The 22,420-nt window shown below is 71.4% G+C and carries 19 protein-coding genes; 8 read left to right on the top strand and 11 right to left on the bottom strand.

Translation table 11 applies throughout. From position 1 onward, the window contains the following. Nucleotides 1-7 precede the first annotated feature (7 nt). On the bottom strand, nt 8-1,111 hold the full coding sequence (locus E1262_RS20795; RefSeq protein WP_132105124.1) for a PfkB family carbohydrate kinase: 1,104 nt from the start codon (nt 1,109-1,111) through the stop codon (nt 8-10). A 203-nt stretch (nt 1,112-1,314) separates the two neighbouring features. On the opposite strand from E1262_RS20795, the gene E1262_RS20790 reads away from it, so the two are divergent. Then, nucleotides 1,315-2,067, top strand: coding sequence for a DeoR/GlpR family DNA-binding transcription regulator (locus E1262_RS20790; RefSeq protein WP_132105122.1), 753 nt, complete (start codon nt 1,315-1,317; stop codon nt 2,065-2,067). Next, nucleotides 2,064-3,395 (top strand): family 4 glycosyl hydrolase, encoded by a 1,332-nt coding sequence (locus E1262_RS20785; RefSeq protein WP_132105120.1) that lies wholly within the window; start codon nt 2,064-2,066, stop codon nt 3,393-3,395. The genes E1262_RS20790 and E1262_RS20785 overlap by 4 nt, the downstream gene beginning before the upstream one ends. 112 nt (nt 3,396-3,507) lie before the next feature. On the opposite strand, the gene E1262_RS20780 is transcribed toward E1262_RS20785, so the two are convergent. The 3 genes from E1262_RS20780 to E1262_RS20770 all read right to left on the bottom strand — a co-directional run bounded on the left by E1262_RS20780 (nt 3,508) and on the right by E1262_RS20770 (nt 6,380). Beyond that, entirely contained in the window at nt 3,508-4,443 is a 936-nt protein-coding gene (locus E1262_RS20780; RefSeq protein WP_132105118.1) for a trypsin-like serine peptidase, read from the bottom strand. Nucleotides 4,444-4,622: 179 nt separating this feature from the next. Next, nucleotides 4,623-5,447 (bottom strand): DUF5134 domain-containing protein, encoded by an 825-nt coding sequence (locus E1262_RS20775; protein WP_132105116.1) that lies wholly within the window; start codon nt 5,445-5,447, stop codon nt 4,623-4,625. A gap of 561 nt (nt 5,448-6,008) precedes the next feature. Further along, nucleotides 6,009-6,380, bottom strand: a complete 372-nt coding sequence (locus E1262_RS20770; RefSeq protein WP_132105114.1) for a VOC family protein — start codon at nt 6,378-6,380, stop codon at nt 6,009-6,011. Between the two features lie 147 nt (nt 6,381-6,527). On the opposite strand from E1262_RS20770, the gene E1262_RS20765 reads away from it, so the two are divergent. After that, a complete protein-coding gene (locus E1262_RS20765) occupies nt 6,528-6,866 on the top strand; it encodes a YciI family protein (RefSeq protein ID WP_238993003.1) in 339 nt (112 codons plus the stop codon). 17 nt (nt 6,867-6,883) lie between these two features. Here the strand turns inward: E1262_RS20765 and E1262_RS20760 are convergent, their stop codons facing one another. Together E1262_RS20760 and E1262_RS20755 are read right to left on the bottom strand one after the other, a co-directional pair. After that, nucleotides 6,884-7,897 (bottom strand): aldo/keto reductase, encoded by a 1,014-nt coding sequence (locus E1262_RS20760; RefSeq protein ID WP_132105110.1) that lies wholly within the window; start codon nt 7,895-7,897, stop codon nt 6,884-6,886. A gap of 34 nt (nt 7,898-7,931) precedes the next feature. Then, a complete protein-coding gene (locus E1262_RS20755; RefSeq protein WP_238993002.1) occupies nt 7,932-8,732 on the bottom strand; it encodes a helix-turn-helix transcriptional regulator in 801 nt (266 codons plus the stop codon). Between the two features lie 108 nt (nt 8,733-8,840). Between E1262_RS20755 and E1262_RS30980 the strand changes: the two genes are divergently transcribed. After that, entirely contained in the window at nt 8,841-9,263 is a 423-nt protein-coding gene (locus E1262_RS30980) for a DUF2000 domain-containing protein (RefSeq protein WP_203454109.1), read from the top strand. A 255-nt stretch (nt 9,264-9,518) separates the two neighbouring features. Here the strand turns inward: E1262_RS30980 and E1262_RS20745 are convergent, their stop codons facing one another. The 4 genes from E1262_RS20745 to E1262_RS20730 form a co-directional block, all read right to left on the bottom strand. Beyond that, nucleotides 9,519-10,007, bottom strand: coding sequence for an anthrone oxygenase family protein (locus E1262_RS20745; RefSeq protein ID WP_132105104.1), 489 nt, complete (start codon nt 10,005-10,007; stop codon nt 9,519-9,521). Nucleotides 10,008-10,165: 158 nt separating this feature from the next. Continuing rightward, the gene (locus tag E1262_RS20740) at nt 10,166-11,020 is read right to left on the bottom strand and encodes an FAD binding domain-containing protein (protein ID WP_132105094.1); all 855 of its coding nucleotides are present in this window, start codon (nt 11,018-11,020) and stop codon (nt 10,166-10,168) included. Continuing rightward, nucleotides 11,017-13,416 (bottom strand): xanthine dehydrogenase family protein molybdopterin-binding subunit, encoded by a 2,400-nt coding sequence (locus tag E1262_RS20735; protein ID WP_132105092.1) that lies wholly within the window; start codon nt 13,414-13,416, stop codon nt 11,017-11,019. Before E1262_RS20735 ends, E1262_RS20740 begins: the two co-directional genes overlap by 4 nt. Further along, nucleotides 13,413-13,940, bottom strand: a complete 528-nt coding sequence (locus E1262_RS20730) for a (2Fe-2S)-binding protein (protein WP_132105090.1) — start codon at nt 13,938-13,940, stop codon at nt 13,413-13,415. The genes E1262_RS20735 and E1262_RS20730 overlap by 4 nt, the downstream gene beginning before the upstream one ends. Nucleotides 13,941-14,269: 329 nt before the next feature. On the opposite strand from E1262_RS20730, the gene E1262_RS30440 reads away from it, so the two are divergent. The 4 genes from E1262_RS30440 to E1262_RS20715 all read left to right on the top strand — a co-directional run bounded on the left by E1262_RS30440 (nt 14,270) and on the right by E1262_RS20715 (nt 18,663). Continuing rightward, on the top strand, nt 14,270-14,434 hold the full coding sequence (locus E1262_RS30440; protein ID WP_162606012.1) for a hypothetical protein: 165 nt from the start codon (nt 14,270-14,272) through the stop codon (nt 14,432-14,434). A gap of 34 nt (nt 14,435-14,468) precedes the next feature. Continuing rightward, the gene (locus E1262_RS20725) at nt 14,469-14,840 is read left to right on the top strand and encodes a DUF2203 domain-containing protein (RefSeq protein WP_132105088.1); all 372 of its coding nucleotides are present in this window, start codon (nt 14,469-14,471) and stop codon (nt 14,838-14,840) included. A gap of 348 nt (nt 14,841-15,188) precedes the next feature. Further along, complete coding sequence (locus E1262_RS20720; RefSeq protein ID WP_132105086.1) at nt 15,189-18,299, top strand: M14 family metallopeptidase; 3,111 nt, start codon at nt 15,189-15,191, stop codon at nt 18,297-18,299. A 121-nt stretch (nt 18,300-18,420) separates the two neighbouring features. Then, a complete protein-coding gene (locus tag E1262_RS20715) occupies nt 18,421-18,663 on the top strand; it encodes a hypothetical protein (RefSeq protein ID WP_132105084.1) in 243 nt (80 codons plus the stop codon). On the opposite strand, the gene E1262_RS20710 is transcribed toward E1262_RS20715, so the two are convergent. After that, nucleotides 18,653-22,408 carry a 5'-nucleotidase C-terminal domain-containing protein gene (locus E1262_RS20710; protein WP_162606011.1) on the bottom strand — a complete coding sequence of 1,252 codons (3,756 nt, stop codon included), beginning with the start codon at nt 22,406-22,408 and terminating at the stop codon, nt 18,653-18,655. The genes E1262_RS20715 and E1262_RS20710 overlap by 11 nt on opposite strands. Nucleotides 22,409-22,420 lie beyond the last annotated feature (12 nt).

Below are 22,420 nucleotides of genomic sequence, written 5' to 3'. Positions count from 1 at the left end.
GGTGTCCTCAGCGGCCGGCCCGGAAGCCGAGCGTCGCGATGGCCCGCGACACCTCCGGGACGGCGTCGTCCGGGACGATCGTGTTGAGGAACTCGTAGTCGCCCGCGAGAGCGGGGTCCTTCGACCCCGTCTCGCGGTACCACAGCGCGATGTCGCCCCAGCCCGGCGAGGCCAGCGCCCCGCCGAAGTGCCGCACCGAGAGCGCGGCACCCAGGTTGGCCAGCCGCAGGCTGTGCACCAACGGCCAGCCGGCCAGCGTACCGACCATGAGGCCGGCCACGAACACGTCCCCGGCACCTGTGGGATCGAGCGCCTCGACGGGGACCGCCGCGGCCTTCACCGGCCGGCCGGTCTCCGTGTCGAACGCGAGCGCGCCGTCGGCGCCGTTGGTGACGACCGCCAGCGGCACCAGCTCGGCCAGCTTCTCCACAGCCGCCTCGGGGCTGTCGGTGCGGGTGTAGCTCATCGCCTCGACGGCGTTGGGGGAGAACGCGTAGCAGCCGGACAGGCTCTCGCGCAGCCGGCCGAAGTCCCAGCGGTCCTCCGGGTCCCAGCCGAGGTCGGCGAAGACCCGGCCGCCCGCTGCCGTGACGGAGTCGACCCACGGCTGCCGCTCGGCACCCAGGTCGACGAAGCAGGACCGGGCCTGCGGCGGGTGGGTGACCAGGCGGTCGAGCGCCTCGGGGCGGTGCCCGTGCGTGACCATGGCGCGGTCGCGCTGGTAGACCATCGACACCGTGACCGGCGAGTGCCAGCCGGTGACGTAGCGCGAGTAGGTGAGGTCGACGCCCTCCTGGACGCCGAGCGTCTGCCGGCAGTAGTCGCCGTAGAGATCCTCGCCGAACGTCGCGGCCAGGCCGGTGCGCAGCCCCAGCCGCGCGGCGGCGACGGCGAGGTTGGCCACGCCGCCCGGGCTGGAGCCCATGCCGTCGGCCCACACCTCGGTGCCCTGCTTCGGCGGGCCCTCCATGCCGATGAAGATGATGTCGAAGAAGACGGTGCCTGTGAGGAAGACGTCGAGCTCGGGACCACCGTCAGGGCGCAGCCCGGCCAGCGGGTCGTGCCGCGAGGGTGCGCGGTACGGGTCGCGAGCGATGTTGGACACGGCCATTCCTCCCCATTCCCTGTGTCCCATGCGTGTGCCACAGGGTTGGGTCGAACCCTAGTGGGGCTGCGCGTAAATGACAAGATATGAGCGCTTGTGATGGATCCCTCGCGTCTCCACTGGCCCGGACTTGGCATTTCGCTCAGTTCTGCTCACGTTTCGGCGCGACTACTGTTCGATTGAGCGAAGATGACTGATATGGTGCAGCCGTGCTTGCGCAGCGCCGATACGAGCTCATCATGCAGACCCTCCGTGCCGAGGGCCCGGTGTCGGTGACCACGCTGGGCACCCGCCTCGGGGTCAGCCAGGCGACCATCCGGCGCGACCTCGCCTGGCTGGAGGAGCAGGGACTGCTCACCCGGGTGCGCGGCGGCGCGGCCGCCAGCCCGTCGCTGGAGCCGTCGTTCGCGGCCGTCGCCACCGAGGCGCACCAGGCCAAGGACGCCATCGCCCGGCGCGCGGCGGAGATGGTCGAGGACGGCGATGTGCTGCTGCTCGACATCGGCACGACGGTGCACCGCCTAGCCGTCCACCTGCGCGGCCGCAAGGTCACCGTGATGACCGCCAACATGGCCGTGTACGAGGAGCTGCTGCCCGACCCCGACATCGAGCTGATCCTGCTCGGCGGCGTGGTACGGCGCAACTACAAGTCGCTGGTCGGCTTCCTCACCGAGGACGCCGTCCGCCAGCTGCGCGCCGGCAAGTTGTTCATGGGGACCAGCGGGGTGCGCGCCGACGGCGCCGTCGTCGACACCACGGTGGTCGAGGTACCGGTGCGCCGGGCCATGATCGCGGCGGCCGACCAGGTCATCCTGCTCGCCGACGCGGAGAAGTTCCCGGGGACGGGGTTCGCCACCGTGTGCGGACCCGACGCCCTGGACGTCGTCGTGACCGATGCGGCCGAGGGCACCGAGGCTCTCGGCGCACTTCGGGAGAGCGGTGTGAAGGTGGTTCTCGTATGAGATTGACGATCCTCGGGGGCGGCGGTTTCCGCGTCCCGCTGGTGCACCGCGCCCTGGCGAGCGAGGCGTCGGGCGTCGACACCGTCGTCCTGCACGACACCGACGCCGAACGGGTGCAGGCCGTGCGGGCGGTGCTCGAGGAACGTTCCGGTGGCCGCGGCCCGGCGCTGGTGGTCGAGAGCGACCTCGCGGCGGCAGTGCGCGGCACCGACTTCGTCTTTTCGGCGATCCGGGTCGGCGGGCTGGCGGGCCGGTCCTGCGACGAGCGGACGGCGCTCGGCCAGGGCGTGCTCGGCCAGGAGACGACGGGCGCCGGCGGCGTGCTGTACGGCCTGCGGACGGTGCCGGTGGCGCTGCGCATCGCGTCGACCATCGCCGCGGAGGCGCCGGACGCCTGGGTGATCAACTTCACCAACCCGGCCGGCATGGTCACCGAGGCGATGAGCTCGGTGCTCGGCGACCGCGTCATCGGCATCTGCGACTCCCCGGTCGGGCTGTTCCGCAGGGTCGCCCGCGCGCTGGACATCCCGATGGGCGCGGCGTGGTTCGACTACGCCGGGCTCAACCACCTCGGCTGGCTGCGGCGGGTGCTGGTGGGCGGACGCGACGTGCTGCCCGACCTGCTGGCGTCGGACGACGCGCTCGGCTCGTTCGAGGAGGGCAAGCTGTTCGGAGCGCCGTGGCTGCGCACGCTGGGCGCCATCCCGAACGAGTACCTCTATTACTACTACTTCACCCGCGACGCGATCGCGTCGGCGCAGGCGGCGCCGGCCACCCGCGGGGAGTTCCTGCTGGAGCAGCAGGCCGGGTTCTACGCGTCGTCGTCCGGTGGGGGCGCGGCCGAGCGTTGGGACGAGGTGCGGCGCGAGCGCGAGGCCACCTACATGGCCGAGAGCCGCGAGGCCGCCGGCGTCGGCAACCGCGACACCGCCGACCTCGACGGCGGCGGCTACGACCGCGTCGCGCTCGCGCTCATGCGGGCCATCGCCGCCGACGAGCGGGCCACGCTGGTGCTCAACGTCCGTAACCGCTCCGCGCTGCCCGGCGTCGACGCAGACGCCGTCGTCGAGGTGCCTTGCCTCGTCGGCAGCAACGGCGCCCACCCGCTGGCGGCCGGCGCGCTCGACCCGGCGGCGGCCGCGCTGGTGGCGTCGGTGAAAGCGACCGAGAGGGCCACCATCGCGGCGGCCCGGTCCGGTTCCCGGCGAGCGGCGGTGGCGGCGCTGGCGAGCCAGCCGCTGGTCGACTCCGTCACGACGGCGGAACGGCTGGTCGACGCCGAGCTGGCCGCGCTGCCCGAGCTGCGCGCCGTCCTCACGAAGGACTGACCCGGCATTCGGGTCGGTGCGGACCGCGGGGGTGTCCGCACACATGGCAGCGCCGCTCCACCGGCGCTCGGGGGTTCGCCGGTGGAGCGACGCTGGCTTGGTGCGCCGGCCGTCAGGCGGCCGCGGCCGCGTTGTAGATGGACTGCGCCGTGCTGCCGAAGTACGGGCCGTACATCGTGTTCGGGTCGTTGTTGTACTTGTAGCTGTTCACCGAATTCAGCCGGCCACCCGTGATCCAGCCGCCGCCCGACGAGCCGCCGGTCATGTCACAGGGGATGCCCTGGGTCTGCAGGCCCGACGGGTCGTTGCGCGCGGTGCCGCTGCACGAGTACAGCCGCTGGCCGTTGAACGGCGGGGCCGCCGGGTAGCCGTAGGAGGTGTAGCTCAGGCCGCGGGCCAGGTTGAACGCGATTGGGTACGAGCCGACCACGCTGGTGAGGCTCTGGCCGGAGGAGTTCTCGTTCATGACAGCGAAGCCGACGTCGACGTTGAAGTCGCCGCTGTTCGCCCAGCCGCTGGACGTGAACAGATCCGACGCCGTCCACTGGCCGTACGGCGCGGAGCCGTTGTTGTACGCGGGCACGAAGGTGAATCTCGAGGCGAACGCGCCGCCGTCGCCCTCGTGCAGGCAGTGTCCGGCGGTCGTGACGACGTCGCCGTTGCCGCTGCTGGTGGCGGTGCCGGAGCAGACGTAGTTGACGCCGCCGATGGTGAAGAACACCTTGCCGAGCTGCGGGCGCGGGTTCTCCGGTACGGCGGCCGGGCGCGGCTTGGCCTTGGCGGCGGTGGTCGCGGCAGTGCTCGCGGTGCCGACGCGGGTGGCGTCGGCCGGGATGGCCGCCCGCATGCGCTCGGGCGTCCAGTAGGCCTCCGTGGTGCGCTGCTGGGCCCGCGTCGTCGCCAGTTCGTGGTGCGCGACCTCGGACGCCCGGATGCCGCCGGTGGTCGCCGTCGTCACATCCGTTCCGGCCAGCGCCGGAGTGGCAGCGATACCGGACACCACGAGTGCGGCTCCGGCCAGGAGAGATCGGATGACGGGTCTCCTCATTGCCCATTCCTCCCTGATGAGGCAGTTCGTCGCGTTCGACGAGATGCCTCAACATACAGTCATCATCCTGTCATGTACAGGTATGTCGGAATTGACTTTTCTGCAAGGCGTTAGGGACAACGGCCGGGACCGTAAGTCATGGAGGCGTCGACCGTATCGGCACGTGGACGCGGTGAGACTCAGAGGCCGCTGAAGAACACCACCGCCATGCCGGCGCTGAGGGCGACCTCGAGGGCGCAGGCGCCGGCCGGCGAGGTCAGCAACCGCGCGGCAGGCGCGGGCGCCGCGGCCGACGCGGCGGCCGCGGCCGCGGGCGGGAACCCGGACGCCGTGTGGTGCGTCAGCTGCACGGCCGACTCGCCCACACGGAAGCCCAACGACGTGGCGGCCACCAGGAAGTACAAGCCGAACAGCCAGCACAGCGCGGCCAGCGGCGGCAGTGCGGCGTGTGCGCCGAGAGCGCCGTGGGCGTCCAGGGCGGCCGCGTCGGACGGCGCCGGGCCGCTGCCGGCCAGGGCGGCCGTCGTCGCGCTTGCAGTGCTGAGGGCGCGATGGCCGGTCAGGTACATGACGACCATCGCCGCGCAGCCCACGAAGTGGTGCAGGTGGTAGCCGCCGTGCCCGGCGGTCTCCCCGTCTCGGTGACCGAGACCGCCGAGACGGCTGGGGGTACAGCACCCGGCGGCGTGCCGGCCGTCGGTGAGTGCCGGCAGGGCGGCCCGGCTCAGGACGCCGTCGTGGCGGAGGCGGGCGGCGAACCAGGCGGCGAGCGCCGTGAACGCGGCGATGCCGAGCGGCTCGGGGACGGCCGGCCCGGCCGGGCTGACCATCAGTGCCATCGCCGCTCCCATGAGCGCGTGCGAGAGATCGGGGACGTCGGCCGCGCTGATGCGCGGTCTCGTCGAGCGTCGTGTCACCGACCACGTGAATCGCGCGGCCGAATACAGGGCCACTGCCAGGAACACGACCACGGCCACCGTGCGCGTCATTTCGATCGGGGACATCGGCCTCACATCCCGCTCGATGTTCGTACGCCGGCCGTGCTCCGGCGCAGGCAGTGCCGTGAGTCCACGGTAATGCACGCAACTGACCCGCAACAGTCTTGATCTAGGCCAAGACAGCCAGTAATTTACCTGTCATCATGCCTTGAGAAGCCTTCCGGCGGCGTCAAACAAAATTACTTCTCCTCTTGAAAATCTGTAACAGCGAGTGTCATAGTGGAGTCACAACAGAACACTGGAGTCCCGCTCGGGACGACCGGCTCGACACTGGTCCCCGAGCGGCTGTGTCACCGCTTCTCGGGGGTCATTCCAACCCACAAGGGAGGAACGATGAAGGGCAGGCACAGGCGGCGGCGTCCCACCAGGTCGCGCAAGAGCTGGCCGCTCAGCTGGTTGAAGAGCGCCTCGCGCGGGCGTGGGGATGATCCGGATGCGGTGGTGGTCGCCAGGTGACGCCGCAGCGCTCCAGCGTCCTGGGGTCGCTCGTCCCGTGACGGGGGTGGACGGGTCACCGCAGGACACGAAGGATCCGGCTCGGGGCGAGCCGGATCCTTCGTGTGTGGGTCACTCCTGCAGCACAGAGAGCACGTTGCCCGCCGGGTCGGTGAACCAGGCGATCGGCGGGCCGTCTGTGCGGTGGATGCCCTTCGCGTCGGCCTTCATACCTTCGTACCGCTGGAACCCGACGCCGCGGCTGGCGAGCTCGTCGACGGCCGCGTCGATGTCGTCGACCGGGAAGTTGAGGATGGTGAACGACGCCGGCGTGTGCGCGTCGCCCTTGGGGTAGACGAGCACCCCGTTACTGCCGGCGATGTGCAGCGTGAGCATGCCGTTCGCCTCGCTGACCTCGAGGCCGAGCGTCTCGGCGTAGAACTGCTTGGCCCGCGGGATGTCGTCAACGGAGAAGCCGCTGTAGGCCTTCGTCTGCTCGAACATGTCGGTCCCCTCTCTTGTCACGTGTGACGTTACCCACCCGCGGCACGGGTGGGGGAGGATGTCGAGACGCGGGCGCCGGCTCCGACGTCTCGCACGAGTGGTGTCCAGTGGGGACGCCGGAGCACGAAGGGTCACGTCGTGAAGTACATGCTGCTCATCTACAACAACGCCGCCGCGTTCGAGACGATGTCCGACGATGAGAAGTCGGCCATCTTCGGGCAGGTCGACGTGCTGATGAAGGAGCTGCAGGAGTCGGGGGAGTGGGCCGGCGGCGAGGCACTCGTCGACGCCGTGCGGGCGAAGACGGTGAAGGTGCGTGACGGCGCCACGATCGTCACCGACGGCCCGTACCTGGAGGCCAAGGAGCACCTCGCCGGCTACCTCACCGTCGACGTGGCGTCGGAGGAACGGGCGCTCGACATCGCCGCCCGCTGGCCCGACGCCTCCCGGTGGGCGATGGAGGTTCGGCAGGTCATCGGCGGCTGACGCCGCCTGGCCGCGCGTCACATCGCGCCGGCCGGTTCGGCGCGCAGGTCCGCCAGCAGCCGCTCGACCTCGGCCAGCTCGGCCGGGGTGAGCGGCCCGTGGGCCAGTGCGCCGGCGTTCTCCTCGACCTGGGCGACGGTCCGGCAGCCGGGGATCGGGATCGTCGATCCGCTGCGCGCCCAGATCCACGCCAGCGACCCCTGCGCCAGCGTCCGTCCGCCGCTGCGCAGCACCTCCCGGATCGCGGCGACCCGGTCCAGCCACAGCGGCACCGGCCGGCCGTCGCGGAAGTAGGAGAGCCAGTCCGGCGCGAGGCCGCGGACGTCGTCCGGCCCGAGTGTCGACGATGCGGTGAACTTGCCGGTGAGCAGGCCCATCGCGAGTGGACTGCGGTTCAGGCTCGCCAGATCGTGCTCCTCGCACACGGCCAGCACCTCGGCGGCGTCGTGCAGGACATTGAAGGCGTGCTGGACGGCGGTGCAATGCGGGCCGGCCTCGCCCCACGCGGCGGCGCGGTCGGCGTGGTCGGTGCTCCAGCCGTACCAGCGGATCTTGCCCTCCTCGACCAGCTCCTCCAGCGTGCCCAGCAGCTCGTTCGCCACGGGGATCGGCAGGTCGTTGAGGTGCAGCTGGTAGAGGTCGATGTAGTCGGTGCCCAGCCGCGCCAGCGACCCCTCGAGCCCCCGGCGCAGGTACTCAGGCGACGGGTCGCTGCCGGTGAGCTGCCGCGTGGCCGGGTCGATGGTGTTGCCCCACTTGGTCGCGATGAGGACCTCGTCGCGGCGCCCGGCTAGCGCGCGGCCCAGGATCGTCTCGCTGTGCCCGGTGCCGTACGCGTCGGATGTGTCGAACAGGGTCACCCCGAGCTCGACCGCCCGGCGGACCGTCGCCACCGACTCGTCGTCGTCGACCTCGCCCCATCCGAAGGGCTGGGTCCCGCCCCAGAACGGCCCGCCGATGGCCCAGCAGCCCATGCCCAGGGCGCTGACCTCGATGCCGCTGCGGCCCAATGTGCGCGTCGTCACAGTCATGCCGAACACGCTGCCACTTCGAGCGCGGTCGAGGTCAAGCCCTTGCGTAGTGGCCCGGACTGACGCCGAGGTAGCGGCTGAACTGCCGGGTGAGGTGCGCCTGGTCGTAGAAGCCGGCGGCGGTGGCGACCTCGGCCGGACGCTGCCCGGCCAGCAGCAGCCGGCGGGCCAACTCGACGCGGCGGCCGGTGAGATACCGATGCGGCGGCAGGCCGAACGCCGTCGTGAACGAGCGCACCAGATGGGTCGGGTGGGCGTGCAGCTGCGCGGCCGCGGCCCGCAGCGTGACGCCGTCGGTGACGTGCGCGTCGAGCAGGTCGCGCAGCCGGCCGGCCAGGCCGGACGGTGGCCGCGGCGGGTCCGCGGCGGTCCGGCCGGACCTCAGCAGGGTGGCGATCCGGGCGCCGATCAGCGTCAGCCGGCTCTCCGCCTCCAGTGCGTCGCCGGGCCGCTCCAGCGCCCGGTGCAGCTGGTGGACCCGCAGCCGCAGCTGCCGGTCGGCGAACGTGGGGTGGTCGACGGCGGCGCCGATCAGCTCCTCGCCGAGGACGTCGGGGTCGAGGTAGAGCACCCGCTTACCGAACCCGGCCGGCGTCGCGGCCCGGCCGTCGTGCGGGACGTGGGGCGGCAGCAGCGTGACGGCGGACCCGGCGGCGCCGTGGTGATGCCGGTCGAGGTCGAACCGGATGGCGCCGTCGTCGACGATGAGCAGCGTCCACGCGGTGTGGGTGTGCGCGGGATAGGCGTGGTGGGTGAACCGGGCGTGGAAGACCTCGACCAGCCCGGGCACGTCGGGACGCCAGGCCCGGACCGTCGCGCCGGCGGGGGCGAACACGCGATCCCCCTTTCCGCTGTGGGACTCGCCGCCGCTTGGGACCTCGCGGTCGGCCATCGGCTAATAACGTACAAGACCCGCGGCGGCCGGTCGGCGCATGCTGGAGCGGTGACCGACGAGATCCGCTTCGCCACCAAGATCGCTGTGCTGCTCGCCGACGACCTCGCCGTCTGGCAACGCCTCAACGTGACGGCGTTCCTGGTCAGCGGCGTGGCCGCGACCTCCCCGGAGCTGATCGGTGAGCCGTACGAGGACGCCGACGGCACCGGCTACCTGCCGATGTTCGGCCAGCCGGTGCTGGTGTTCGCCGGCGACGCCGCCGTCCTGACCGCCGCGCACGGCCGGGCGCTGGACCGCGGGCTCCGCCCGGCGATCTTCACGCGCGAGCTGTTCGGCACCGGCAATGACCGCGACAACCGGGCCGCCGTGGCTGCGGTGAAGCGGGCCGACCTCGACCTGGTCGGGCTCGCCGTACACGGCCCGAAGAACGCCGTCGACAAGATCGTCAAGGGCGCCCAGCTGCACCGGTGAGCGCGTCGACGCCGAGGCCACCCTCGACATGTGCCCGTGGGAGGGTGATGCAAAACCGACGGGCGATGGGGGGGCCGGAGGTCCCCTGAGTCCTCGGTCCAATGCGTGAGCCGACTGGAGAGAGTTCGTGATCTTTGCTCGCTGACCACGACGAGATCTGGGTCGGTCTCGGAGACGCCGACGGCGTAGAGGTGGCATCCGGCGGCGCGCAGCCCGTCGCACGGCCGCGGCCGGCGCGGCTTGTATGGATCGGACCTACTCGACGGCGGCCAGGCCTGCGGCGAACAGGATGGCCGAGGCGAGGCTGGCGATCGATCGGATGTGGTTCCAGGACGTCCACTCGGCGTCGTAGGTCTCCCAGCGCTCCTTCGCCTCCTGCCCGTCCGGGTCGACGAGGGCCAGCGCGTTGTTGCGCGGGATGTGGTAGCCGCGGGTCAGGCCGATGGAGCCGAAGATCAGCAGCAGGCCGCCGATGAGCAGGTAGATCGCCTCCTCCTCGCCCCAACGGACGAGCGAGAAGATCAACGACACCAGGGCCAGCGCCGCGGAGCCGAGGAACGCGGCGAGGAACCACGGGTTGATGACGGCGACGTTGATCGCCTGCATCGATCGCACGGCCTCGCCCGGCTGCAGGCGGCGCAGCCCCGGCATCACCATGCTCGAGAACGCGAAGTAGATGCCGGCCATCAGTCCGGCGGAGACCGCCGAGGCGAGCGTCAGGGCGAAGAACACGCTGTCGGGCATGCGGAGCCTCCAGACGACGGTGGAGGTGATCCTAGAGGCTGCGCCGGACGCATGGCCGCTCCCGCGCCGGTGAGCAGATGCGGCGGCCCGTGATCATCAACCGTTGGTGTCGTCATGGCAGCCCGGAAGGTTGATGATCAAGGGCGTATAGGGCGCGGCTACAGTCCGCCGGCCGCCATGACGGCGCGCCGGGTGAGGACGGGCGCCAGCTGGGTCCGGTACTCCGCTGACGCGGTGCCGTCGGTGAGCGGCGACGCGCCTTCCATCGCCCGCGCGGCCGCGGCCGCCACCGTGTCCGCCGTCGCCGGGGCGCCGGTCAGGGCCTCTTCGACGCCGCGGGCGCGGATCGGGGTGACGCCCATGTTGGTCAGGGCGACCCGGGCCTCGGCGATGCTGCCGTTGGACCGGCGCACCGCCGCGGCCACGCCGACGACCGACCACGACTGCGCCATCTGGTGGAACTTCTCGTAGTGGGTGCTCCAGCCGGTCAGCTTCGGCACCCGCACCGACACCAGTACGTCGCTGGCGCCGAGCGCCGTCGTGAAGTAGTCGACGAAGAAGTCGCCGGCCGGCACGTCCCGCATGCCGTCGGGCCCGGCCACCGACATCACCGCGTCCAGCGCCAGCGCCACGCCGGGCAGGTCACCGGCCGGGTCGGCGTGCGCGAGCGACCCGCCGAACGTGCCCATGTGCCGGACCTGGCGGTCGCCGACGGTCTCGGCGGCCTGCGCGATGAGCGGCGCGTGCTCGCGCACCAGCGGGTGCTTCGTCACGTCGTCGTGCGTGGTCATGGCGCCGATGACGAGCGCGTCGCCGTCGTCGCGGACGCCGCGCAGCTCGGCCACGCCGCCGAGGTCGACCACCATCGTCGGCGCGGCCAGCCGCAGCCGCAGCATCGGGAGCAGGCTCTGCCCGCCGGCCAGCACCTTGCCGTCGTCGCCGGCGCCGGCGAGCACGGTGACGGCGTCCTCGACCGAGGCCGCCCGGGTGTAGTCGAACGCCGCGGGGATCATCGGGGCTCACCTCCGTTCGCGGAGCGGGCAGCCTGGATCGTCGACCACACCCGTTCCGGCGTGCACGGCATGCGCACGTCGGTGACGCCGAGCGGTCGCAGCGCGTCGACCACGGCGTTGACAACCGCCGGGGTCGAGGCGATGGTGCCGGCCTCGCCGACGCCCTTGGCGCCGAGCGGGTGCCCGGGCGCCGGCGTCTCGGTGCGGTCGGTGACGAGGTCCGGCAGGTCCGACGCGCTCGGGATCGTGTACTCGACGAACGTCCCAGTCATGAGGTTGCCGTCCTCGTCGTAGCGGGCCTCCTCGAACAGCGCCTGCGCGATGCCCTGGGCGACGCCGCCGTGCACCTGCCCCTCGACGATCAGCGGGTTGACCGCGCGGCCGACGTCGTCGACGGCCACGTACGAGCGGATCGTCGCCATGCCGGTCTCGGTGTCGACTTCGACGGCGCACAGGTGGGTGCCGTGCGGGAACGAGAAGTCGACGGGGTCGTAGCTGGCGTCCGCGTCGAGGTACGGCTCGACCCCGTCGGGCAGGTCATGTGCGGCGAAGATCGCCAGCGCGCACTCGGTGATGGACTTCGCCGCGCCCGGCGCACCGCGCACCCGGAACTGCCCGTCCACGAACTCCAGGTCCGCGGGGTCGCACTCGAGCATGTGCGCGGCCATCGGCCGGGCCTTCTCGACCACCCGCCTGCACGCCTCGACCAGCGCGTACCCGCCGACCGCGAGCGAGCGCGAGCCGTAGGTGTCCAGGCCCTTGTGCGACGTGCGGGTGTCGCCATGCATCACCTCGACGTCCTCGAACGGCACCCCGAGCTGGTCGGCGACGATCTGGCTCCACACCGTCTCGTGCCCCTGGCCGTGTGGCGTGGTGCCGGTGAGCACTTCGACCTTGCCGGTGGGCAGCATCCGCACCGACGCGGACTCCCAGCCGCCGGCGGCGTAGCCGAGGGAGCCCAGCCAGCGGCTCGGCGCGAGCCCGCACATCTCGGTGTAGGTGGAGATGCCGACGCCCAGCTGGACGCGGTCGCCGCGGTGCCGGCGCTCCTGCTGCTCGCGGCGCAGCTCGTCGTACCGGAACAGCTCCATCGCTCGCTCGGTGGCCGCCTCGTAGTCGCCCGAGTCGTAGGTCAGCCCGGTCACCGTCGTGAACGGGAATTCGTCGTGCCGGATCCAGTTGCGCCGGCGCAGCTCCATCGGCTCCATGCCCAGCTCGGCGGCGAGGTCGTCCATCGCCCGTTCGATGGCGAACGTGGCCTCCGGCCGGCCGGCGCCGCGGTAGGCGTCCGTCGGCGTGGTGGTGGTGAAGACGCCGGTGCACTCGAACCGGTGCGCCGGGAACTTGTAGATGCCGTTGTACATGTAGCGGCCCAGGAGCGGCGTCGCGGGCGTGAGGAGCCGCAGGTAGCCGCCCATGTTCGCGAGCAGCCGGACGCCCAGGCCGGTGACCGTGCCGTCGCGGCGGGCGCCGATCTCGACCTCCTGGATCATGTCCCGTCCGTGGTGCGCCGCCAGCATCGACTCCGACCGGGACTCGGTGTACTTCACCGGCTTGTGCAGCCGCTGCGCGGTCAGGAACGTGATGAACTCCTCCGCCGTGATCTGCAGCTTGCCACCGAAGCCGCCGCCGACGTCCGGCGCGATCACCCGGATCTTGTGCTCAGGCGTCCCCAGCAGGGCGGCCAGGAAGAACCGGACGAAGTGCGGCACCTGGGTCGAGGACCACATCGTGATCTGGTCGGGGGTCGGGTCGACGACGACGCTGCGCGGCTCCATGAACGCCGGGATCAGCCGCTGCTGGACGTACCGCCGGCGGACGACGACCTCGGCCTGCGCCAGCGCGTCCGCCAGGTCGCCGCCAGTGCCGGCCTCGGCGGAGTCGAAGACCCAGGTGAAGGCCTTGTTGGTGCCCAGGCTGTCGTGGACCAGCGGGGCACCGTCGGCGAGAGCCGCCTCCATGTCCAAGACCGCAGGCAGCGGCTCGTAGTCGACGTCGATCGCTTCGAGCGCGTCCAGTGCGCTGGCCCAGTCGCGGGCGGCGACGACGGCGATCGGCTCGCCGGCGAACCGGACCTCGTCGACCGCGAGCGGCGGGTGGTCGGGATGCTTCAGGTCCGGAGTGACCGTCCACGCGCATGGCAGGCTGCCCTGGACGTCGGCGACGTCGCGGCCGGTGAAGACGTCCACCACGGCGGTCATCTCGCGGGCGGCGGTCACGTCGATGCCGGTGATGCGCGCGTGAGCCATGGGGCTGCGCAGGATGGCGAGGTGCAGCATGCCCGGCAGGGACAGGTTGTCGGTCCAGGTGGTCCGGCCGGTGATCAGCCGGGCGTCCTCCTTGCGGCGGCGGTCGCGGCCGACCTCGCCGGACGGGCGCTGCTCGGTGACCGTCACGTCGTCACCCCCTCGCGGGCGCCGGCCTCGGCGGTTTCCGGCGTCGACGGCACGCTGGTCCGCATCGACTCGGCGGCCGCGCGGACCGCCCGCACGATGTTCTGGTAGCCGGTGCACCGGCACAGGTTGCCCTCGAGCCCCTCGCGTATCTCCGCGTCGGTGGGCTCGGCGTTCTCGGTCAGCAGGTCGACCGCGGCCATGATCATGCCGGGCGTGCAGTAGCCGCACTGCAGGCCGTGCTGCTCGTGGAAGGCCGCCTGGACGGGGTGCAGCTCGCCGCCGTCGCCGGCCAGGCCCTCGATGGTGGTGACGTCGGCGCTGTCCGCCTGCACGGCCAGGATGGAACAGCTCTTGACGCTCTTGCCGGACAACAGGACCGTGCAGGCGCCGCAGTTGCTGGTGTCGCAGCCGACGACGGTGCCGACCTTGCCGAGACGGTCGCGCAGGTGCTGGACGAGCAGGGTGCGTGGCTCGACGTCGTCGTCGTACCGGACGCCATCGACGGTCATGCTGATTCTGGTCATGGGACTCCCGCCTACGCCAGGGACCGGCGCTGCCTCGACCGGCCCGACCGAGAGCGCAACGGGAGCAAACCGCGGCGCGCTGTCACCTCCTCGGGTCGCGATCCAGGAGTCGCCGGCGGCGTCCGGATCCCGATGCGCGCTTGCTGGTCCCAGCAAAGTCGGCGAATGCTGACACCGCAAGGGTTTCGCCCGAACCGGTGTGACCCACGGCACATGTGACCGTGCTCACGGCGGTCTGGCGATCACGGCGGGGCACTGGGCACTCTGGACGTAGCAGCGACTCGCGGCGAGGACGGCGCGAACCCCGTCCCACGCCAGGAGTGCGCACGATGCTCTACGACTGCCCCGAATGCGGGCTGCCGGCCACCGTCACGCCGCGCGGCACGTTCTCCAGCACCTCTGGTCCGGTCGAGCACGTCGCCGTCCACTGCGCCGCCGACCACCGGTTCCTCGGCCCGGCCGACACCCTGCGCGTCCTCGTGCCGCGGCCCTGACGGCGCCGCCCTGCCGCTCCGGGACAATCGAGGAGTGAGCGACGTCTACACCGCCGCCGAGGCGCGGGCCGTGCTCGAACGGCTGCGCCCGGTCCTGGCCGGCCTGATCGAGGTCCGCGCCGACCTCGCCGAACTGGGCGCCGCGGTGCAGGGCGGCCCGGCGACCCCGCTGGGCGGGCTGCCGGAGCTGAAGGCCGCCCAGGCCCGCCTGGACGAGCTGCTGTCGGCCGTCGTCGCCGCCGGGCCCGAGGTGAAGGGCATCGCGCCGCTGCTGCTGGACTTCCCGTCGGTGCTCGACGGCGAGCCGGTGCTGCTGTGCTGGCTGGAGGGCGACGCCGACCTCGCCTGGTACCACCGGGCCGACCTCGGCTTCGCCGGCCGCCGGCCGCTTCCACCATCGGCGTGATCGTTGGCTGGGATGACCGACAGTCGACCGGTGTGCCGGACTCACACCGTCATGTTGATCACGGAGAAACGCCCCTTTCGAGCTCCTCGAAAGGGCACCTTCTCCATGATCGTCAACTTCTGGCTGGCGGTAGCACCAGAAATCCTCGTGGTGTAGCGGATCCTGGATGCCACGTCGGCCGGAGGCCCTCGGACGCGCACGCGCGGTCCGGACCAGTGGCTGCGCGAAGATCAATGCCACCGGTAGCGTCCGCCCGGGGGCGAGCCCGGGGGGCGGCCTGGGCCGCAACCAGCCGCGGCTCTCGAGTTCGTCGTCGACGTCAGTCGCCTGCGGACAAGGGAGTCCATCATGGCTGTAGCGCGTTCCACGTCCAGGCGGCTCGCCGCCGCTCTCGCCATCACCGGTCTGGGGCTCTCCCTGCTGGTCACCAGCGGCGCCGGTGCTCAGGAGGGCGCCCCGGACGAGCAGTCACTCGAGGTCTACACCGCGGAGGTGACCGGCGCGGAGGCGGCCGCGCTGGCAGGCGAAGGACTGGACGTCGTCGCCACCGAGCCCACCGCAGGCGGCGTCACCGTCGACCTGGTGCTCAGCGAGGACGAGGCCCAGGCCCTGCGCGGCCGGGGCGTCGATCTGCGGGTCAAGCGCAACGAGGACGGGCTCAGCGCGACCCAGCTGGCGGCGAGCCAGGCCGCCAGCGGATTCCAGGTCTGGCGGTCCTGGGACGAGGAGGGCGGACTGCGCGACGAACTCTACGACCTGGCCCGGCGCAACCCGCAGATCGCCAAGCTCGTCGTCCTCGGCGAGACGTACAACGGCCGCGAGATCATCGCGCTGAAGCTGACCCAGGGCGCCCGCGGCATCGCCGACGGCACCCGGCCGGCCGTGCTCTACAGCTCGCTGCAGCACGCCCGCGAATGGATCTCCGGCGAGGTCAACCGCCGGCTGCTGCACCACTTCGTCGACGGCTGGCGGGCCAACGACCGGGAGATCCGGAGCCTGCTGCGCCGCAACGAGTACTGGTTCGTGCTGGTCGCCAACCCCGACGGCTACCAGTACACGTTCGACGAGGAGCGGCTCTGGCGGAAGAACCTGCGCGACAACGACGGCGACGGCGAGATCACGCAGCTCGACGGCGTCGACCCGAACCGCAACTACCCCGAGCACTTCAAGTACGACGAGGAGGGCTCGTCGTCGCTGTCCTCCAGCGACACCTACCGCGGACCCGCGGCCGCGTCGGAGCCGGAGACCCAGGCCATGATGGACCTGTACGACCGAGTCCGGTTCGCCTTCCACGTGAACTGGCACTCGACGGGGGAGTGGCTGCTCTATCCCGAGGGCTGGCAGATCGGCACGCCGACCGCCGATGACCCGATCTACTTCGCGCTGTCCGGCAACCGTGACACCCCCGCGATCCCCGGCTGGGAGCCCGGCCTGTCGTCCGACGTGCTCTACGTGACCAACGGCGAGACCACCGACTTCGCCCATGCCCAGCGCGGCACACTGGCTTGGACCCCTGAGCTGGGCGAGGGCGTTCCGGGCAGCGGCTTCGTCTTCCCCGACGACGAGGCGCTCATCCAGGCCGAGTTCGAGAAGACGCTGCCGTTCGCGCTGGACGTGGCGATGTCGGCGGCCGACCCGGACGACCCGGTGTCGCACCTGGGCCTGACGACCGAGCCGTTCTACCTGGAGAGCGAGGACACCTACAAGACCGGGCTGCCGCTGGCGAACTTCACCTTCGACTACTCCTACGGCGACCCGCAGGAGGTCCGGGTACTGGCCAAGCGCGAGCTCGGCGAGGTGACGCTGAGGTACAGCATCAACGGCGGCGCGGCTGTCAGTGCGCCCACCGAGGAGTGGAAGGGCGGCGACCGTTATGGCGGGACCACGGCCGTGTACTACCGCGTCATGAGCGGCCTGGTCACCGGGACGGAGCCCGGCGACACCGTCGAGGTCTGGTTCGAGGGCGGCGGCGCCACCAGCGAGTCGTTCACGTACACCGCTGTCGAGGAGACCGGGAACGACGTCCTGATCCTGTCCGCTGAGGACTACACCGGTGCCTCGCCAGTGCAGACCGCCGGGCCGCACTACCTGGCCGCCTACGAGGAGGCGCTGACGGCCAACGGCGTCGGCTACGACGTGTACGACGTCGACGCCCGCGGCCGGATCGCGCCGGACGCCCTGGGCGTGCTGTCGCACTACGAGGCCGTCATCTGGTACACCGGCGATGACGTCGTCACGCGGGAGCCGGGCTGGGGGCCGGGCAACGCGTCCCGGCTGGCCATGGACGAGTTGCTGGAGGTCCGCGACTTCCTCAACGAGGGCGGGCAGGTGCTCTACACCGGCAAGTACGCCGGCAGTCAGTACACGCAGAACCTCGGGCTGCAGGCGTACGACCCGACCGCGGCGAACGCGCAGTGCGCGCCGCCCGGCGGGCAGGCGCTGGAACGGTGCCGGCTGCTGGCCGGCTCCGGCGACCTCACCAACGACGTGCTGCAGTACTGGCTGGGTGCGTACCTGGTGGTCGATGACGCCGGCACCGGCGACGACGGCGAGCTGCTCGACGTCATCGGCAGCGAGCTGGGCCCATTCGAGGGTCTGGCCTGGGGCTTCAACGGTGCGGGGAACCAGGACCACAGCAACTCGCAGGTCGTCACGAGCGGCATCCTGCCGGTGGAGGAGTTCCCGCAGTTCGAGAGCTGGGTCGCGGCGCGCTGGGACCGTGAGGGCGGGCCGTTCGCCCCGCACAGCGGCGAGTTCTACGTGTACTCGCAGATCGCCGACGTCTCCTTCAAGCGGCTGACCAACACGATCAGCGTCCCGGCCGGTGGCGCGACGATGTCGTTCTGGACGTCGTACGACACCGAGGCTGCTTGGGACCACCTGTTCGTCGAGGCGCGTCCCGCCGGCACCGACGACTGGACGACACTGCCGGACCTCAACGGCCACACGACGACGGCGACGGGCGACAGCTGCCCAGCCGGCTGGAACGCGCTGCACCCGCAGCTGGAGCACTACCAGACCGTCGTCGATGACGAGACCTGCACGCCGACCGGCACGACCGGCGAGTGGAACGCCGCGTCCGGCAGCTCCGGCGGCTGGCAGCAGTGGACGGTGGACCTGTCCGCGTACGCCGGTGGCGACGTCGAGGTGTCGATCAGCTACGCCAGCGACTGGGCGGTGCAGGGGCTCGGCGTGTTCGTCGACGACATCACCGTGTCGACGGGCGACGGCACGACGGACTTCGAGACCGACCTCGACGGCTGGGCGGTGCCGGGCTCGCCGCCGGGAAGCGCGCCGAACGCCAACGACTTCGTCCGCACGACGGCGGCAGGCTTCCCGGAGGCCGCGGTGACCGCGACACCGGGCACGCTGTACGCCGGGTTCGGCCTCGAGGGCATCGACGATCCCGCCGTCCGTGCCGAGGTCGTCGGCCGGGCGCTGGAGCACCTGCTGGACTGACCCCGTCGCGTCGCTCGTCCCCCGTCCTCGCGCCGAGGACGGGGGACGGCGCGCGCGCTGCATCCTCGCCAGTGTCGGTGTGCGGGTGCATGCTGGTCTGAGAGCAGAAGAGGAGGCGGCGATGCAGCTCAACCTGTCCGACGATGAGGCCGAGGTACTGTGTGACTATCTGGGCCGCCGTCTGGGCGACCTGTCCATGGAGATTTCGCACGCGGACAATCCCACCTACCGCCGCATCCTCCGGTCCGATCGCGACGTGCTGCGCCGGCTGCACGACGTGCTCGTGACCGCGACCGCCGAGAGGCCCGGGCCGCGACGTCCAGCCGAGTCCCGGACGTCGGAGCGCCCGGGCTCTACGGCGTGACGACGGGGCAGGCCGTGGCGCCGCTGGTGGTGCAGACGATGCGGCCCTGGATGTCCGGACTGATAGGGGTCGTAGCCGCCAGGTGGTCGGCGACCACCTGGTCCATGATCTCGCGGGTGGTGGCCCGCGCCGCGAAGTTCGGATAGCCGTCGCCGCCGGTGGCCATGAAGTCGTTCTCGGCCAGCGTGTAGGTGGCCGACGCCGTCAGGTCGACTGGCGCGCCGGTGCACGAGCCGTCGGCCGCTTGCCGGACCACGGAGGTGACGCGGCTGCCGACCGGCGCCGAGACGTCGTACGTCACGCACATCCCGGACACCTGCGGGAACCGGCCGTTCGCCGCCGGCATCGCCGAGACGCCGTTCTCCAGCATGGCCTTCAGCTCCGCGCCGGTCACCGTGAGCGTGACCACGACGTTGCCGAACGGCAGCACGCCCAGCACCTGGCCGCGGGTGATCGGATACGGCGGCGGTGTGTACGGCGGGCAGAAGTCGCTCGGGTTGTCCGCGGTCGGGCAGGTGAGGTCGGCGCGCAGGCCACCGGAGTTGGTGATCGCGACGTCCGTGCCGTACGTGGCGCGCATGGCGTCGGTGACCACGTTGCCGACCAGCGACTCGCACAGCCGGCCGTCCACGCGTCCGCAGGAGTCCGACCGTGGCACGAAGACGTCCGATTCCGCGATGACAGTGCCGAGGATCGGCGCGAGCTGGGCGTTCAGCTCGTCGATCTCGGCCTGGATCCGCCGGTCGGGGGTGACGCCGATGGTCCACGGCTTGTGGAAGTCGGCCGTGGTGTACACGAGGTCGCCCCGGACTTCGTCCATGACCACGCGGACCCGGGTGAAGCGGACGCCACGGCTCAGGTTCTCGACCACCAGCGACCCGTTCGGCCGCGGCGAGATCACTTGGAAGTTCGTGTGGTCGCCGACCACGACGTCCGCGCCCTCGATCGCGTCGGCCAGATCGATGATCGGCCCGGACGGGTTCGTCAGCGTGCCGGAGGTCGCGCCGTCGTGACCCATGACGACGATGGCGGCGAGATTCTTCTCGGTCGCCCGGAGCCGGTCGATCTCGGCCTGGACACTGGGCACCCGAGGCTCGACGTGGAACGGGCCCAGTGAGCCGGGCTTGGTCAGCTCGGGGATGTCCTCGTTGGAGAAGCCGACGACGCCGACCCGCAGCCCGCCCACGCGGACCACGGTCGACGGCTGCCATTCGTCCGGCGTCCGCCCGGCGTCGTCGACGATGTTGGCCGACAGGTAGTCGAAGTCGGCCAGTGGGATGAGCTCCTGCCGCAGGTACTGCTCACCCCGGTCGAAGTTGTGGTTCCCGAGCCCGTCGAGATCGAAGCCCATGAGGTTCATCAGCTCGATGGTGGGCTTGTCGCCGAAGAACGACGAGATGGGCGGGGTCGCCCCCACGGCGTCGCCCGCCGTCAGCGTCAGGTGGCCATCGCGTGCCTCATGCCGGTAGACGTCGAACCACGGCTTCAGGAACGCCGCACCCCCGATCCCGAAGCTCGGGTTGGCCGCGCCGCCGCCGCTCAATGTGTCCGCGGCCTCGGCCAGCGGTGTGAGCTGGCCGTGGTAGTCGCTGATGTCGAGCAGCGTCAGCTCGGACAGCCGGTCTCCGCCCTCGACGATGTCGTACAGGATCCGGCCGCGGGCGTTCTGCGGGCCCGGGATGTCGAGCAGGAAGGCGAGCGTCGGCGCCACGTCGATCGCCCGGACGTCGCGGATGGGTTTCCTCGCCTCCACGATGCCGGCCCCGGCCGCGATGAACGTCCCGTGCAGGTTGACGTTGCGGTTCAGCTTGACCAGGTCGGGCAGATAGCCGTGCTGGCCGAAGAACTGCGACGGCGCGATCAGCTCGCCCGGCGTCGCGGCGTCGGTCTGGTACGGCGGACGGAAGACGACCACGACGTCGCCGCTGCGGTTCGGGTGCAGCGCGTCGGTGCCGGCCACGTCGCGCAGCTCCTCCTTGAGGAAGACCTCGTCGACGACCTGCTGCCGGCCCGGCAGATTCGGGTCGTCGAGGCCCTCGAACGCCTCGACGATCCGCTGCCGCACCGCGTCGTACTGGGCGGCCGGCACCTGCGGCTCGTTTCCCGCCGCAGGGTCACGGCCGGCCAGGTTGAGGTAGATCTGCGAGGTACCGCCAGCGTGACACTCCTTGGCCAGCGTGGCTCCGCTGGCCGCCTTGCGGCAATTGCCGGTCTGCTCGGCGCCCTGCAGGCCGAGCTCGACCAGCTTGGCGCTGACGTTGACCGCGAACCACTGCGGCGCGAAGCCGTGGTCGGAGGTGACGAACGTGGTGACGTCGCCGCCGCCCATGAGGGCACGCCCGAGTCCGAGCGTGGCGTCGGCCTCCTCGTAAGCGGCCCGGATGTAGCCTTCGCGCACGGCGACCCGCCCGTCGGGGACGTCGTCGTCGGTCACGTCGTCGAAGAACGGGTTCGGGTTGCCGTCGATGTCGTCGCGCGTCACCAGCCCCATGAACTGGTGGCTGAACTCGTCCGTCACCGGCGTGCCGAGCAGCAGCAGGTCGGGGTCCACGTCCAGGGTCGTGAAGATGTGCTCCAGGTAGGCCCAGTGCGCGTCCTTCCACATCAGGCCCTGCTCGACGTAGGTGTCCTCGTCGACGATGCCCGCCTCCAGCGGCGCGAAGTCCGCCGCCGTCGACGTCGGGAACTGGCTGGCCAGCGTCTCCTCGAAGGCCGCCGACCCGGCCGGGCCGAGCGCGTTGTAGGTGGCGTTCACCCGGGCGACGGACGTGAAGTACAGCCGGAACTGCGACAGGTCCGGCGCGATGTCGATCGCCTTCACGTAGTACCCGGCGGTCTGGCCGGCGCGCGGGCCGATCAGCGACACCTTGACGTCGGCCCAGTCACCCTGCGCCAAATCGGCCGTCGCCGCAGCACCATTTCTGCCCGCCTCGGCCGGCACCAGCAACACGTGGTCGTAGTTCTGCTGGCCGTCGTCGGTGCTGTCATAGATGTAGAGGTCGACGACGCGGGTGGGGTTGGCGGCGGCGAACGTGGTGGTGAGCGTGAACTGCTGCTGTTGCGCCGGGCTGAACGACGCCGGCACGTTCGTCCATCCGGTGGCCGGCTCGAGGCCGACGCGCTGGTAGTCGACGCCGAACGCGTTCGCGCCGGCGGGCTGGCCGGGCAGGTCGTAGTTGAGGACGATGCCGCGACGGGAGAAGAAGCTGCGGAAGTCGACCACCGGGCCCTGCAGTGCGGGAGTGAGCGAACGTGCGGCCACCCACTCGACGGAGACGACCGTCTTGCCGGCCCGCTCGGCCGCCTGGGCGATGTGGTCGGCCTGCAGGACGCCGGTGGCGGCGAAGCTCGTGGAGTTGTTGAAGTTGCCCTCGCCGGTGCGGTGGAAGGTGTTGTTCGTGGAGCCGTGCTCGCCTGGCCACGTCCCGGTGGCCAGCGTCGCCCAGCCGACGCCGGTGTTGGGCGGGAACCCCTGCAGCAAGCCGTTGCGCCCGGTCACGCCGTCGTCCATCAGCTGCGCCATCGTCGGCAGCGCTCCTTGGCGGGCGTACCGGTCGACGAGGTCGGGCCGCATGCCGTCGGCGGCGAACAGCACGGCCTTCTCGGCGGGTGGGTCCGCGCTGGTCGTCGCGGCCGTGGCTGCGACCGGGTTCGGGGCGCTCGCAGCCGGCCCGGTGGCGGCCAGTGCGGCCGGCGCGGCCACGGCGATGGCGGCGCAGAGGGCGAGAATCCGGTGCCGGCTCATCGACGACCCCCT

This window comes from Jiangella aurantiaca (assembly GCF_004349105.1).
Classification (GTDB): domain Bacteria; phylum Actinomycetota; class Actinomycetes; order Jiangellales; family Jiangellaceae; genus Jiangella; species Jiangella aurantiaca.
Note: the sequence above shows the minus strand (reverse complement) of the source record. Positions and strands in the feature narration are given on the sequence as shown.